The 13,923-nt window shown below is 39.3% G+C and carries 13 protein-coding genes; 9 read left to right on the top strand and 4 right to left on the bottom strand.

Annotation, left to right across the window (positions count from 1 at the left end):
* Nucleotides 1–66 precede the first annotated feature (66 nt).
* The 4 genes from AB1284_RS18510 to AB1284_RS18495 all read right to left on the bottom strand — a co-directional run bounded on the left by AB1284_RS18510 (nucleotide 67) and on the right by AB1284_RS18495 (nucleotide 3,652).
* Nucleotides 67–1,311 carry an NAD(P)/FAD-dependent oxidoreductase gene (locus AB1284_RS18510; protein ID WP_429753541.1) on the bottom strand — a complete coding sequence of 415 codons (1,245 nt, stop codon included), beginning with the start codon at nucleotides 1,309–1,311 and terminating at the stop codon, nucleotides 67–69.
* Nucleotides 1,308–1,640, bottom strand: coding sequence for a (2Fe-2S)-binding protein (locus tag AB1284_RS18505; protein ID WP_336484393.1), 333 nt, complete (start codon nucleotides 1,638–1,640; stop codon nucleotides 1,308–1,310). The genes AB1284_RS18510 and AB1284_RS18505 overlap by 4 nt, the downstream gene beginning before the upstream one ends.
* A complete protein-coding gene (locus AB1284_RS18500) occupies nucleotides 1,637–1,909 on the bottom strand; it encodes a (2Fe-2S)-binding protein (protein ID WP_429753542.1) in 273 nt (90 codons plus the stop codon). The genes AB1284_RS18505 and AB1284_RS18500 overlap by 4 nt, the downstream gene beginning before the upstream one ends.
* A 72-nt stretch (nucleotides 1,910–1,981) precedes the next feature.
* Nucleotides 1,982–3,652 (bottom strand): sigma-54 interaction domain-containing protein, encoded by a 1,671-nt coding sequence (locus AB1284_RS18495; protein ID WP_429761876.1) that lies wholly within the window; start codon nucleotides 3,650–3,652, stop codon nucleotides 1,982–1,984.
* Between the two features lie 363 nt (nucleotides 3,653–4,015).
* Between AB1284_RS18495 and AB1284_RS18490 the strand changes: the two genes are divergently transcribed.
* From AB1284_RS18490 to AB1284_RS18450, 9 genes are all read left to right on the top strand, one after another.
* On the top strand, nucleotides 4,016–5,191 hold the full coding sequence (locus AB1284_RS18490) for an NAD(P)/FAD-dependent oxidoreductase (RefSeq protein ID WP_429753543.1): 1,176 nt from the start codon (nucleotides 4,016–4,018) through the stop codon (nucleotides 5,189–5,191).
* The gene (locus AB1284_RS18485) at nucleotides 5,188–6,225 is read left to right on the top strand and encodes a proline racemase family protein (protein WP_429753544.1); all 1,038 of its coding nucleotides are present in this window, start codon (nucleotides 5,188–5,190) and stop codon (nucleotides 6,223–6,225) included. Before AB1284_RS18490 ends, AB1284_RS18485 begins: the two co-directional genes overlap by 4 nt.
* The gene (locus AB1284_RS18480) at nucleotides 6,222–7,175 is read left to right on the top strand and encodes a proline racemase family protein (RefSeq protein WP_429753545.1); all 954 of its coding nucleotides are present in this window, start codon (nucleotides 6,222–6,224) and stop codon (nucleotides 7,173–7,175) included. Before AB1284_RS18485 ends, AB1284_RS18480 begins: the two co-directional genes overlap by 4 nt.
* Before the next feature lie 82 nt (nucleotides 7,176–7,257).
* On the top strand, nucleotides 7,258–8,154 hold the full coding sequence (dapA, locus tag AB1284_RS18475) for a 4-hydroxy-tetrahydrodipicolinate synthase (RefSeq protein ID WP_429753546.1): 897 nt from the start codon (nucleotides 7,258–7,260) through the stop codon (nucleotides 8,152–8,154).
* Nucleotides 8,155–8,194: 40 nt separating this feature from the next.
* Nucleotides 8,195–9,679: an aldehyde dehydrogenase family protein gene (locus tag AB1284_RS18470; protein WP_429753547.1), complete on the top strand. Its 1,485-nt coding sequence runs from the start codon at nucleotides 8,195–8,197 to the stop codon at nucleotides 9,677–9,679.
* Nucleotides 9,680–10,036: 357 nt separating this feature from the next.
* Nucleotides 10,037–11,650 carry an APC family permease gene (locus tag AB1284_RS18465; RefSeq protein WP_429753548.1) on the top strand — a complete coding sequence of 538 codons (1,614 nt, stop codon included), beginning with the start codon at nucleotides 10,037–10,039 and terminating at the stop codon, nucleotides 11,648–11,650.
* 180 nt (nucleotides 11,651–11,830) lie between these two features.
* Nucleotides 11,831–12,334 (top strand): DinB family protein, encoded by a 504-nt coding sequence (locus tag AB1284_RS18460; RefSeq protein ID WP_429753549.1) that lies wholly within the window; start codon nucleotides 11,831–11,833, stop codon nucleotides 12,332–12,334.
* Nucleotides 12,335–12,458: 124 nt separating this feature from the next.
* The gene (locus AB1284_RS18455; RefSeq protein WP_429753550.1) at nucleotides 12,459–13,373 is read left to right on the top strand and encodes a phosphotransferase family protein; all 915 of its coding nucleotides are present in this window, start codon (nucleotides 12,459–12,461) and stop codon (nucleotides 13,371–13,373) included.
* A 25-nt stretch (nucleotides 13,374–13,398) separates the two neighbouring features.
* Nucleotides 13,399–13,896 carry a GNAT family N-acetyltransferase gene (locus AB1284_RS18450; RefSeq protein WP_429753551.1) on the top strand — a complete coding sequence of 166 codons (498 nt, stop codon included), beginning with the start codon at nucleotides 13,399–13,401 and terminating at the stop codon, nucleotides 13,894–13,896.
* Nucleotides 13,897–13,923: the final 27 nt, after the last annotated feature.

Here is a 13,923-nt window from a genome sequence, read left to right as displayed (position 1 = left end):
CGCTAACGAGCGTTATGTAAATAAGAAATCCCGTCAGAACAAAGACTGACGGGATTTCTCATTTCATTACACAATTTGTTTGGGAGTTTTCCCAGTGCTGTCATTTGAATAGAGACGTTCCCAAAGTTCGTTCATTTTGCTTCTGCCGCTATCAATTCCAGGATTGAATTGGATTGCAGCTTGCTTGCGAACAGTACGGACATGTTGCACTGCTTCTTGTAGTTTTTGGTCAATTGTGTTCGATTCTTTTCCGGCAAGTTTGGCGATTGACAATCCCGCCGTTGTTCCTTGAGCCATGGCAATTTTGCCACTTTCAATCCCGGTGATATTCCCGGCTACAAATAGTCCATTAAGAGGAGTTTCCATCATCTCTGAATGGTGGGGCACGTGACCGCCAAGTTCAGGAATGTATTGAAATGGACATCCGGCAACAGCGGCAAGCTCTGCCAGCGGGTACAAGCCGCCTGCTATACAGACAAAATCCGCTTCGTGAATAGTTTCAGACCCTTCAATAATATTGCCATTTGCATCAATATCGGCGACGCGTACTCCTTCCACTTGATCTGTACCGATAATTTCGAGTGCTGCTTTCCGAAGTTGAAGGGGAGTACCGTTCACTTTCATGCCGTTTTTCGGATAAAAGTTTAAAGCAACGTTCCGCATCCAGTCATTTTTCATGAAACGGCTCCCGATACGTAATAACGGTGATGGAGCGAGATGAGCTGCGTTCAAGAGCGATTTCATAACCTCTTCAGGCTCACCAGCTTTTTGACTAAGGACACTTTTTTCAGGGAGTACAATTCGATCAACTGTTATGCCAGCTAGTTGTAATTCATTTAAAATCGCAAATGCTAAAATATTTGCTCCGATAAGGATCCCTTTTTTGCCGACTTGGACGCGATGAACATTTGTCATGACTTGAGCTGCGCCAATAGACATTACACCAGGAAGGGTCCAACCAGGCAGCGGGATAGAGTACTCGGCAGCTCCAGTCGCAATTAGTACAAATGGTGCTTCTAGCGTACCTAAGCTCGTATGTACATTCCATAGGTGGTTTTCTTTTTCTAAATTGTAAACAGACACACCGCAGCGAATATCGACCGATAATTTTTTCGCTTCTTGATGAAGGCGCTCTGATTCTTTTATGCCATTCCACCATTCACCGGAAGGTTCTTGATGAAGTTGTCCTAGTAACCTGCCGCCTGGTTTTATAAATTCATCAATAACAGTCACGTTGAGACCAAAGCTCGCACATGCAATAGCTCCTGCTAATCCTGCTGGGCCCCCTCCAATTACAATGACATCAATCATCGCTTTTCCACCATCCTTCTTACAATATTCGGATGCTGTTTGCCGCTTTCAACAATCATATCCTTTTCGACAACTGTTAAGCAGGCTCTTACGTTTGCTTGATCATTGACAGTTACACGGCACTCTAAGCAATGACCGATATTGCAATAAATACCTCTAGGTGTCCCGCTATCTTCGTGAACGCGTAGTTTTCGTATTCCGTTTGCCAAAAGAGCCGCCGCAATCGTTTCATTTTCATATGCTTCATATTGAATTCCGTCAAACTGAAAGGAAATACGTTCTCTATCATCTAAATTCCCTAAAATGGGATGGTTCATGATTCTAGTCATTGATTTTCACCTACTGTTCCAAAGGTTACCGGCCGAATGGGGGGCTGATATTTTAACGGAATTTCACCAGGTGACACATTAGGGATAACACTTTCAATAATTCTATCTAATGTCGGCCTGCATGTGCGGCCGCCGCAAAAGCCCATTCCTGCTCGTGTTCTTAATTTTAATTCTCTTGCTGTGCATGTATGTTGATCTGCCGTTTTCTGAAGCTGTCCGTAAGTAACTTCTTCACAGCGGCAAATCACAATGCTCTCTTTGTTAACCATTTGAATTCCTCCTCGACAGTCTTTCATAAAAATATTATGCAAAAAATGTGCCAATGCAGAGGAGGAAGAGGGTTAATGTAGGCCGAGCCGCTTCAAACGATTGTATAAAGTGGCTCTTGTGATACCAAGTTGTTTCGCGCACTCTAATTTATTTCCATCTAAGATCTGTAACGCTCTTTCGATTACTTTTCTCTCGTGTTGATCCATTTCTTTTTGTAGTGATAAGATGGTTGAATCATTTTCTTGAAGTACATTAGATACAGTCTTTGGTGTGTTTTCAAAGTTGATACTATTTGGATGAAAGGGTAAATACTCTCTTTTTATTACGCCATCTGTTGCAAATACGATGAGCCGTTCTATGACATTGCGAAGTTCGCGAATATTGCCAGGCCAATCATACCGAAGCAGTTCATGCATGACTTCTGGAGGAAACTCATGAATTGGCCGCTGATAGCTCAAAGAAAAATCATGTAAAAAGTAATGGGTTAATTCGATAATATCTTCTTGCCGCTCTCTTAAAGGAGGGATGTGCAAACTGACTACGTTCAATCGGTAATATAAATCTTCACGGAATTGTCCTTTTCTCATTAATTCTTGTAAATCGCGATTTGTAGCAGCGATGATACGGAAGTCGATGTTGATTTCTTTTTCTCCACCAACGCGATAATATTTCCGCTCCTGCAGCACGCGTAGGAGTTTTACCTGCATTTCGAGCGGCATTTCACCTACTTCATCAAGAAATAATGTACCGCCTTTTGCTAGTTCTATTTTTCCTTTTTTTCCTTTACTATCGGCACCAGAGAAAGCACCCCGTTCATATCCGAATAGCTCACTTTCAAATAAAGATGCTGGTATCGCGCCGCAGTTAATTGAAATAAAAGGTGCTTTCGGCATTTCACTTGCCTCATGAATTGCTTTCGCAAACACCTCTTTTCCGACACCGCTTTCGCCTAATATGAGAACAGTGGATTTAACAGAACATACTCTTCTAGCCAAATCCACTGTTCTTTGCAGGGTGGTACTTTTTCCTTTAATAGATTGAAATGGATCAGATGAATCCTTATATTTTGCTACTTCTTGTTCTAAACGGTGTACTTCGTTGGACATATTAAATAATTTCTCATTCAGTACGACTTGATTTGTGATATCCGTTTCTGAAACGACGGCCCCGATAATCTGACCATTAAAATAAACGGGATTAGAGTTGATTATGACAAACAAATCAGACCGAGGCTGATGGTGCTGTCCTGCAATACTTTTCCCTTTATGCAGAGATTGCAAGATTTCTAGATTTTTATAGTCGAAAAAATCCGTAATTGGTTGGCCGATTATATTTTCCCGCTTGACTGAAAAAATTTTTTCTGCGCCTTCGGTCCATGTGCAAACATGCTCGTTATCATCAATGACTGTGACTGAAGAATCTGTTGTTTGAATGACAGTTTCATAAAATGCTTTTAATTGATTGTAAGAGTTATGAAGAAAATGGATCATTTGAGTGGCTGTTATACAGCCTATTGGATTTTTGGTTGTATCAAGAATAATTGCTGTGGAATGCTGATTAAACGCCTCAATCAAGGTGAAGAATGGATCATCTTCATATACGATTTTGCATGGGAAATCAAGCGTTTCTGTTGTTGAACGATAATAAAATTCACCGTTTTTCTGTTCAATCTGATGTTTATCGAACGGTGTATCGATTAGAAGATGTTTTATTATTTCTTTTACTGACGGTAATGAAAATATAGTGATCCTCCTCCTGCGCTGTAAAAAATGATTAACACTGTAAAAAAAATTATACACCAATTAGCGGAATGTTTAAAATATTTAAACAGAAAATTTCATTCTATGAAATGAGAGTAAAACTGCTGTGTTTAGAAATTGAGGAACTGAATCAGGAATGAATCCTGGTGATAGGAACAAAAATTTGAAAGCACAAAAGTAATTTCTTTTCCCTCTGAAATTTTCCTGTTCGATGCGAGTCGCCGTCACTTGCACCGAACCGTCAGCCGGGATGAAGTAATAGTCCATTGTGATAGTTTCACATGAATTGGCACACGAATTGCATTTTAGATAATGAGGCCATTTCATCGAGAGGAGGAATGTGATGTGAAACATTGTGACGTGTTAGTCATTGGCGGGGGAATTATTGGCTGTTCGATTGCCTACTATGTTTCTAAGTATGGAAGAGATGTAACGATAATTGAAAAAGGGGAATTTGTTAGTGGCACGTCTTCACGATGTGACGGCAATATTTTGGCGATTGATAAAGACCCGGGTTTTGATAGTCAGATGTCGTTGTTTAGTCAGAAATTAGTGGATGACTTAAGCAAAGAATTGGAGTATCCATTTGAATATCGAGCACCAGGAAGCATCCTTGTTTGTGAGTCGGACGAGGAGATGGAAGCGGCACAGAAATGGGTAAATCGTCAAAAAGCTGCCGGTTTACCATTTCGAATGCTTGACCGGCAGGATATTCGGCAGGAGTCCCCCTTTTTTGCAGATGATTTATTAGGTGGGCTAGAATGCGCCACTGATTCTACGGTTAATCCTTATCTCTTAGCTTTTTCACTTTTGGAAGACGCAAAAAAACTAGGAGCTAAAGCTTTCAAGCATACAGAAGTAAAACAAATGAAAAAAGAAGAAAGTGGTTCATTTACTGTAGAAACGACAAACGGAGCTTTTACTGCGGATCATGTCGTCAATGCGGCAGGAGTATGGGCGCCTCGAATAGGAGAGATGCTTGATCTTTCCATACCAATTGAGCCAAGAAAAGGGCATATCATCGTTGCCTCAAGGCAACAGCATGTAGGATCTCGAAAAGTAATGGAGTTTGGTTACTTAATTTCTAAGTTTGGTGGAAAGCGTCGTGTTGATCCACTCACTGAAAAATACGGAGTAGCTCTTGTCTTTGAACCAACGGAAAGCCAAAATTTTTTAATTGGGAGCAGTAGAGAATTTGTCGGCTTTCATACGAAAGTAAACAATGAAATCATTAAATGTATTGCTAACCGGGCAATCCGCTTTTATCCGAAAATGGCAGATATGATGGTGATTCGTTCATATGCAGGATTAAGGCCATGGACGGAAGATCATTTACCAATCGTTTCACGTGTGGATAAGATTCCAAATTATTATATCGCGGCGGGACATGAAGGGGACGGAATTAGCCTCGCAGCAGTAACTGGGAAAATAATAGAAGAACTCATTAATGAAAAAGAAACATCGATTCCCGTTGCTCCGCTTAGCTTTAACCGATTTACAGAAAGGGTGTTGAGCAGATGAGGGCACAAAGAGTCTTTACAACAATTGATACACATACAGGCGGGAATCCAACGAGGACACTGATTAGCGGGCTTCCTAAGTTAGTTGGAGAAACAATGTCAGAAAAAATGCTCCATATGAAAAAGGAATATGACTGGATTCGCAAACTGTTAATGAATGAACCGCGCGGCCACGATGTCATGTCTGGTGCTTTGTTAACGGACCCTTGCCATCCAGAAGCAGATATTGGTGTGATTTACATAGAGACGGGCGGATATTTGCCGATGTGTGGACATGACACGATTGGTGTGTGTACAGCGTTAGTTGAATCTGGATTGATTCCCATTCAAGAACCGGTCACTTCCTTAAAATTGGATACACCTGCCGGGCTCGTCGAAGTGGATATCGCAGTAGAAAATGGAAAAGCAAAAGAAGTGTCTTTTTGTAATATCCCAGCATTTCTTTTAAAACGTGTTTCCGTTGATGTCGAGGGAATTGGGCGTATAGATGCTGACATTGCGTATGGCGGGAATTTTTACGCAATCATTGATGCAAAATCAGTTGGATTGGATTTACTTCCAGAGAATGCTTCTAACATAATCGAAACAGCAATCAACATTAGAAATACCATTAATGAAAAAGTTGAAATCGTTCACCCGCAACATCCGTTTATTAAAGGGTTAACTCATGTTGAATTTTTTACTGAACCAACCCATGAGGAAGCAGATGTGAAAAATACAGTTATTGTTCCCCCGGGAGGAATCGACCGTTCCCCATGTGGAACGGGTACTTCTGCAAAATTGGCTGTCCTATATGCCAATCAAGAAATTTCAATTGGCGAAGAATTTGTTCATGAAAGCATTGTCGGTTCCTTATTTAGAGGACGCGTATTGGAAACAACAGATGTGGAAGGTACCCAGGCTGTGGTGACCAAAATTGCGGGATCAGCTTGGTTAATGGGGATGCATCGCTTCTTCTATCACGAAGAAGATCCGCTTAAAGAGGGATTTCTGCTCATTCCCCCTATGGAACATGAAACGGAGGACGTGAAATGAAAATTCAGAAGACGTATTCAACAACAGATGTACACGTAGCTGGTCAAGCGTTTCGTGTTATTAAAGATGTGCCGTTCATTCACTATCAAAACTTGGAGCAGCTGAATGAGCAGTTTATGCATGTGTTTGCGGAAGAAATCTATCTTTTGTTGAATGAACCGCGTGGATTTGCTGGTTTAAATGGTTGTCTTGTTGTTCCGACGATTAATGAAGAAGCTGATGCCGCAGTATTATTTTTCAATCATGAAGGAACGGTTCCTCTTCATTACGGGGGCATCGTTGCTGTGATTACAGCTTTATTGGAATGCGGTCATTTAAAGCCGAGGGCGTCAAGTGAATATAAAATCGAAACGGTCAGCGGTGTGATTTCCGTTACCGCGATGATGGAGAATGATGAAGTAATTTCAGTAGTGATAGAAAGTGAATCGTGTCAAATAGTCGAAACGAATATCCCATTGTCTGATTCACATTTCAATACACAGTTCACCCTCGTGCAAGCTGATCAATTATACGCAGTGTTTGAGAAAAGTGATATTTCTGCACAGATTCGTGTTGAGGAGCTTTCTGAACTAAAGAGATGGGGAGAAACAGTGCTTCAAGCTCTCGAATCAAAAATGCCAATAAAGGGCGTCATTTTAATGGATGATTCTCATTTAGAAGAAGGGCGAATCAAAACAATTACATTCCGCACCGACCGGTATGTTGTTCGTTCTCCTGGTTTTGGATCGACGATGGCGTGTTATACAAGCTTGCTTTCTAAAGGGAAGGTGTGTATAGAACCACCATTTGTAAGTGAAAGCATTTTTGGCAGCACTTTGACGGTACAAGGAGTGAAACAAACGGAGAGTGGATACAAGTTTATTTTGAAAAGCCGTGGTTTTATTACAGGAATGCAGATGTTTGTATTAGATCCGACTGATCCTTTATCTGCTGGATTTTTACTAAAATAATCAAATTATAGTCGTTTACTAAAGTTATTGTGCTTACTAGTGATAGCAAAAAAACTAAAAAAATATTAAGGGGGAAATAGAAATGACAACAATTAGAGGAGCTTATCCAGTATTAATTACTCCAATGAATGAGGCGCAGGAGATTGATTGGGGCGGTGTGAAAAATAATGTGAACTACTTCGTAGATCAAGGGGTTGCAGGTATTGTAATCAACGGCAGTACTGGAGAGTTTGTAAGTTTATCAAAAGAAGAAAAGTTCCAAATGGTTGAAACAGTATTAAAAGAAGTGAACGGCCGCATTCCTGTTATTGTGGGAACAGCTGCTGAAACGACAAAAGAAACAATTGAATATACGAAACAGGCGGAAGCACATGGTGCAGATTGTGCGCTGATCATTAATTCTTATTATTGTAAACCGAAAGAGGAAGAAATTTATTTCCACTTTAAAGAAGTATCAAATGCAGTGAATGTGCCTATTATGCTGTACAACAATCCTTTTACATCTGGCGTTGATATGAGTACAGAGCTGATGCTGCGAATCGGAAAAGAATGTGAAAGAGTTACTCACATTAAAGAATCAAGTGGGGATATTCGCAAAGCAAGAGATCTTGTCAGACATGGCAAAGGGGATATTGAAATTTTCTGCGGTTCAGAAGATCTAGTGATGGAGTCTTATTTAGTCGGGGCAACAGGCTGGATTTCTGTCGCAGGGAATATTGTGCCAAAGCTTGTTACGCAAATGTTTAATCATTTCCAAAAAAGTGAGTTAAAAGAAGCTTGGGCAATCAATGACAGTATATTACCACTTTGTACATTCCTTGAAGGGTCAGGAAAATATGTGCAAATTGTTAAGCGCGCAATGGAATTAAATGGGCAGGCAGGAGGTCCTTCTCGTTATCCTCGTTTAGGATTGACACCTGAGGAAGATCAAAAGCTGAAAGATATTTTAGCTACTTTAACCGCCGTTTCACATGTGTAAAAAAGTATAGCACTGTATGAATAGAAAAGGGGAGTGGAACATGTTAACAGCACAAATAGAATTAAAACCGAGAGTGAAAGCTTTTTTAGAAGGAACTATTGAACTTTTTATCGATGGAAAATTTGTACCAGCTACAAGCGGTAAAAAGTTTGAAACGTATAACCCAGCGACAGAAGAAGTTCTTGCTTTCGTAAGTGAAGCAGGGGAAGAAGATGTTGATTTAGCGGTGAAGGCTGCGCGCCGGGCATTTGAAAAAGGGCCATGGCCTGAACTTAGTGCGGCAGAAAGAGCACACTTAATTTATAAGCTGGCTGATTTAATTGACGAATATAAGGAAGAATTAGCTCAATTGGAAGCATTAGATAACGGAAAGCCGTATCAAGTAGCATTAGAAGACGATATTCCAGCCACAGTGGAACATTACCGTTATTATGCTGGCTGGGCAACGAAGATTCTTGGTCAGACGACTCCGATTTCAAAGGATTATTTAAACTATACACGTCATGAACCAATTGGTGTTGTCGGCCAAATTATTCCGTGGAACTATCCATTAGTCATGGCTGCGTGGAAAATGGGTGCAGCACTTGCGACAGGATGTACAATCGTATTAAAACCTGCTGAACAAACGCCGTTATCCCTCTTATATACAGCGCAGCTTTTTAAAGAAGCTGGCTTCCCGGACGGCGTTGTGAATTTCGTTCCTGGATTTGGCCAAACGGCAGGTGCAGCAATTGTAAATCATCATGATATCGAAAAAGTAGCTTTTACAGGCTCCACAGACACTGGCAAGTATATTATGCGCCAAGCAGCTGAAACGATTAAACATGTGACGTTAGAGCTTGGGGGGAAATCACCAAATATTATTTTAGAAGATGCGAATATAGATGAAGCAATTACTGGTGCTTTTAACGGTATTATGTACAACCACGGTCAAAACTGCAGTGCAGGATCTCGTGTGTTCGTTCATAGAAAGCACTATGAAAAAGTCGTAGAAGAACTAGCGAAACTAGCAAACAATGTAAAACTCGGTGCAGGAATGGAAAAAGGGACTGAAATGGGACCTCTTGTATCCAAAAGGCAACAAGAACGCGTGTTACGTTATATTGAAAAAGGAAAAGCGGAAGGAGCAAGAATTGCAGCTGGCGGTGAGAAGTCTTTTGAAAAAGGATACTTCGTTCAGCCAACCATTTTCGCAGATGTTACAGATGATATGACAATCGCGAAAGAAGAAATATTTGGGCCAGTAGTCGCAGTTCTGCCGTTCGATACAGTTGAAGAAGTCATTGAAAGAGCAAATAACACTCCATTTGGACTCGCTGCAGGTGTATGGACAGAAAACATTAAAACGGCACACAAAGTGGCGAATCGCTTAAAGGCAGGGACAGTATGGATTAATGATTACAACTTAGAAGATGCTGCCGCTCCATTCGGTGGTTATAAACAATCAGGCATTGGGCGCGAAATGGGCTCCTATGCACTCGATAACTATACAGAAGTGAAGAGCATTTGGGTGAACTTGAAATAAAGTGAAACTTCCATCAGTGGGGGCTTCATCCCCACTGATGGTTAGTTGAACCAATCGAACTGTCCATCTTTTCAATTAATTTTATTGGAATCCCTAAAAAATAAAGCGTTTATATTAGATGAATCTTCAACCAGCAGTAAGTTTGGAATTTCCTCACTGTTTGAAAGCTTGATGTATAAGAAATACGGAACATATGATTTAGGGAGTAGCCCATCATTAGCGTTCCTTATATTAAACTTTTATAGTAAATTTTTCTTCATATATCCCGTTCTTCTATAAAGTTATGAAAAAATGGCAATAGTCTAATTGTAAAATACTGAATATTAAGAAAATATAAGGTTGAAAGGGGAGTAAAGTATGGCAAACAAAGGCAAGTTTAAAAGAGAAATATCACTACTGGATTTAGCCTTTATCGGTTTTGGATCTATGTTTGGATCAGGATGGTTGTTTGCTGCTAGCCATGTTTCAGGAATAGCAGGTCCAGCCGGAATTATTTCATGGGTAATTGGTGGAATCGCTATTTTTTTATTAGGACTTGTATACTGTGAACTTGGGGCATCACTTCCGCGAGCTGGAGGCATTGTTCGCTATCCTGCTTACTCTCATGGTCCTATACTTGGATATTTATTAGGATTTATTACTCTCATTGCATTTTCAAGCTTAATAGCAATTGAAGTAGAAGCGGCTAGGCAATATGCAGCTGCTTGGTGGCCGAGCTTGACGAAAGAAAATTCTACTTTGCCGACTATAAGCGGATGGCTTATGCAATTTGGGCTGCTCGTCATTTTCTTTCTGTTAAATTATTGGAGTGTAAAAACATTTGCGAAATCGAATTTAATCATAACCATCTTTAAATTTTTTGTACCAGCATTAACAATTATTGTACTGTTAATGCACTTACATGGTGATAATTTTTCAAGTGCTGGTTTCGCACCGTTTGGATTTTCTGGTGTACAAGCAGCTATTTCTGCAGGCGGTGTTATTTTTGCTTATTTAGGACTGACACCTATTGTATCAGTTGCAAGTGAAGTGAAAAATCCACAAAGAACGATACCAATTGCTCTTATTTTGTCTGTAATCTCTTCATTGATTGTTTATGTTCTTTTACAAGTTGCTTTTATTGGAAGTATTCCAACTGAAATGCTTAGCCAAGGATGGGCGGGAATTAGTCATGAATTTAGTTTACCATTTAAAGATATTTCCGTTCTGTTAGGACTGGGGTGGATGGTCTATTTTATTGTTTCCGATGCCATTATATCACCGAGTGGAACGGGGAATATTTATATGTCCGCTACTCCTCGTGTTGTATATGGCTGGGCTCAAAGCAGAACCTTATTTAAAATATTTTCTAAAGTTGATGAAAAATCAGGCATACCAAGACCAGCACTTTGGCTTACTTTTGCTCTTTCTGTTTTCTGGACATTACCGTTTCCTTCATGGGAAGCATTAATCAATGTTGTTTCTGCAGCGCTTGTATTAAGTTATGCCCTCGCACCAATTACAACAGCGGCCCTTAGAAAACGGGCTCCTGAGCTAAACCGTCCGTTTTGGGTAAAAGGGATGTCAATCATTGGGCCACTTTCATTTGTCATTGCATCATTAATTGTCTATTGGTCTGGTTGGAAAACACTTTCTTGGTTATTATCTTCACAAGTTATTATGTTTGTAATCTATCTATGTTGCAAAAAATGGGCACCAACTTCACAAGTATCTTTTGCCCAACAAATCAAGTCATCGTTATGGCTCGTTTTTTACTACATTGCCATAATGGTTGTGTCATACTTCGGTATGTTTGGTGAAGGAAAGGGATATTTAACGAATTCAACAGATTTGATCGCAGTTAGTATTGTTTCCTTAATTAGCTATTACTGGTCGGTTCATACTGCTTTACCTATTGTCGATTTGGATGACGAAGACGAAGTGGAAAGCACTGATTATTTACAGGTAGAGAATGCTACGATTAGTAAATGACATGTAGATTTTGTGAAAAATAGAAACATAGAAAAGGAAGAAGCGTATAGAGAGACGCTTCTTCCTTTTTTCTGAATTGACCGATAATTAGTGGTATAATCTGGATAAGTACGGTTACTATAATCATTTCCTATATATTTTGTGTTTTGGTGGAATGTAGGGAAAAGGGAGATGTGAAATATGATAAATTCCACATTAGAAATGTATGACTACCATGTATGGGCGAACCAAAAAATGATTGATCGATTAAAAGAACTGTCCCAGGATGTTTACACCAAGGGAATGCAGAGTATTTTTCCTTCTATATCAAAAGCGTTATCTCATATTTATCTCACCGATCACTTATGGTTAGATGTGATTTCTGGTAAAAGTATGAATGAAGCATTTGAATTAGTAAATCAATTAATAGAGCAAACAGAGTCAAAAAGTATTGAGGAAATAGAGAGCAGCTTTTTCGATTTATCGAAGAGATATAAAGCCTTTCTGAGTGTTCAGGAAGATATAGAAAAAGTAATTGTAGTTGATAATCCATATGCTGGTTTACTTACAACTTCTATTTCTGAATCTATACTACACGTTGTTACTCATGGATCTTATCACCGCGGTAACATTGCAGCTATGTTACGACAACAAGGTCACGCTTCCGTTATGCAAGATTATGGTCTTTATTTGTATAAGAAGTAATCCTCTATTAGAGAAGTGGATGAAAAAAGAGTGTGTGCATTTCTTCATACAATGTTTAAAAGTGAAAAAGGCTTAATTTTTAAGCCTTTTTTTCGGGTAATGTACGAAGTCGGGAGGGAATGAAATGCCGAATGTAGCGTCAAGAACAGAAGAGTTAAGAACAAAGTTACAAAATATATTAACTAGGGAATATAAAGAATGGGCTGTTAAAAGTTTAGAAGTAGTAGGAAGCGGCGTACAAAATGTTGTCTTTCGAGGAGATTCGGAAAAAGGTCCTTTCGCTTTTCGTGTACCATGGGAGCGCGAAGTTGCCAATATAAATGAAAATACTTTTAGTAGCCGGCTTTCATTGCAAAAGGAAGAAAAGTTGTCTAAGTTTTGTCATTCTAAAGGGATTCCAGTACCAGCTGTTCATGGTCTGCATCTTTCTAAGGAACTCGATTTTTTAATTTCAGACTTTGTAGCTGCTGATTCCACTCCAATTTCTTCTTACGAAATTGGGAAAATAGCCAATAAGCTTCATCATATGCCGATTGAAGGCTTGAATTATGAAAATGAAAGTGGGAAGACGACAGAAAAGCATATAGCAGAGCGTCTCGTCAAAAGACTACAATCATTTAATCAAATTACTTCTTTACGTATTCAATTTCCAAAAAGAGAAGAAATTGAGGCAATCCTAAAGGAAGGAGAACAAGTAAAGAGGCTCCTCCATATGGATATTCGACCTGTAAATGTAATTGGCTATAGCGGGGAAGTTAAAACAATCGTTGACTGGGATAATGCTTTAATTGGTCATCCAATGCTTGAGCTTATGAGAATAGCTGAAGTGAATGAAGTGAATTGGAGTGAATTTAAGGCTGGGTATAAAAATGAGCATATTTTTGAATCTCTTTCTCCAATTGTTTGCTTGTTTTATAGGCTAGATACGGCAGTAATGCTGGCTAATCTGTTTATTGTTCAGCTCAAAATAAAGGATAAAGGGCTGTACTATAAAGAACGTGTTCAAACAATTAGTAACGAAATACATGCACTTTTATAGCTTAATAGGATGGGGAGAAATAAACATGAATTTAAACTTGGAAATTGAAAAAGTAAACATAAAACATAAATCAGTTTTAAAGAATTTGCTGGAACTATATAAATATGACTTCAGCGAATTTGATCCTGAAGATGTGAATGAGCATGGTTTATATGAATACATGTATGTAGATCATTATTTTACAGAAGAAAATCGTTTTCCGTTCTTTATAAAAGTGAATGGAAAATATGCGGGTTTCGCACTCATTCGGAAGATTGAAGAAGACAATCTTACATACTATTCTATGGCGGAATTTTTTATTATGAAAAAGTATCGCGAAAGTGGTGTAGGAAAACAAGCGGCTTTTCAATTATTTAGCCAATTCTCTGGAGAGTGGGAAGTTTCAGAGATAGAGGAAAATGTTCCAGCTCAATCGTTTTGGCGAAAAGTCATTTCTGCCTATACGAATAACGAGTATCGTGAAGTAAGGAAAGAAGGTTGGGACGGACCGATCCAAGTGTTTCATTCGGGAGGAAGTATTTGACTTTTTAGGACATACATTATGGAGGGG

This window comes from Bacillus sp. S2(2024), from assembly GCF_050474045.1.
Taxonomy (GTDB): Bacteria; Bacillota; Bacilli; order Bacillales; family Bacillaceae_G; genus Bacillus_A; species Bacillus_A yunxiaonensis.
This window is presented reverse-complemented; position numbering and strand designations above follow the sequence as displayed.

Bases quoted from the DNA above. Each gene is read 5' to 3' on its own strand.
- AB1284_RS18500 (WP_429753542.1), bottom strand. From the start codon at position 1,909: ATGGTTAACAAAGAGAGCATTGTGATTTGCCGCTGTGAAGAAGTTACT.
- AB1284_RS18455 (WP_429753550.1), top strand. From the start codon at position 12,459: ATGCCGAATGTAGCGTCAAGAACAGAAGAGTTAAGAACAAAGTTACAA.
- AB1284_RS18465 (WP_429753548.1), top strand. From the start codon at position 10,037: ATGGCAAACAAAGGCAAGTTTAAAAGAGAAATATCACTACTGGATTTA.
- AB1284_RS18505 (WP_336484393.1), bottom strand. From the start codon at position 1,640: ATGACTAGAATCATGAACCATCCCATTTTAGGGAATTTAGATGATAGA.
- AB1284_RS18460 (WP_429753549.1), top strand. From the start codon at position 11,831: ATGATAAATTCCACATTAGAAATGTATGACTACCATGTATGGGCGAAC.
- AB1284_RS18485 (WP_429753544.1), top strand. From the start codon at position 5,188: ATGAGGGCACAAAGAGTCTTTACAACAATTGATACACATACAGGCGGG.
- AB1284_RS18450 (WP_429753551.1), top strand. From the start codon at position 13,399: ATGAATTTAAACTTGGAAATTGAAAAAGTAAACATAAAACATAAATCA.
- AB1284_RS18480 (WP_429753545.1), top strand. From the start codon at position 6,222: ATGAAAATTCAGAAGACGTATTCAACAACAGATGTACACGTAGCTGGT.
- dapA (WP_429753546.1), top strand. From the start codon at position 7,258: ATGACAACAATTAGAGGAGCTTATCCAGTATTAATTACTCCAATGAAT.
- AB1284_RS18470 (WP_429753547.1), top strand. From the start codon at position 8,195: ATGTTAACAGCACAAATAGAATTAAAACCGAGAGTGAAAGCTTTTTTA.
- AB1284_RS18510 (WP_429753541.1), bottom strand. From the start codon at position 1,311: ATGATTGATGTCATTGTAATTGGAGGGGGCCCAGCAGGATTAGCAGGA.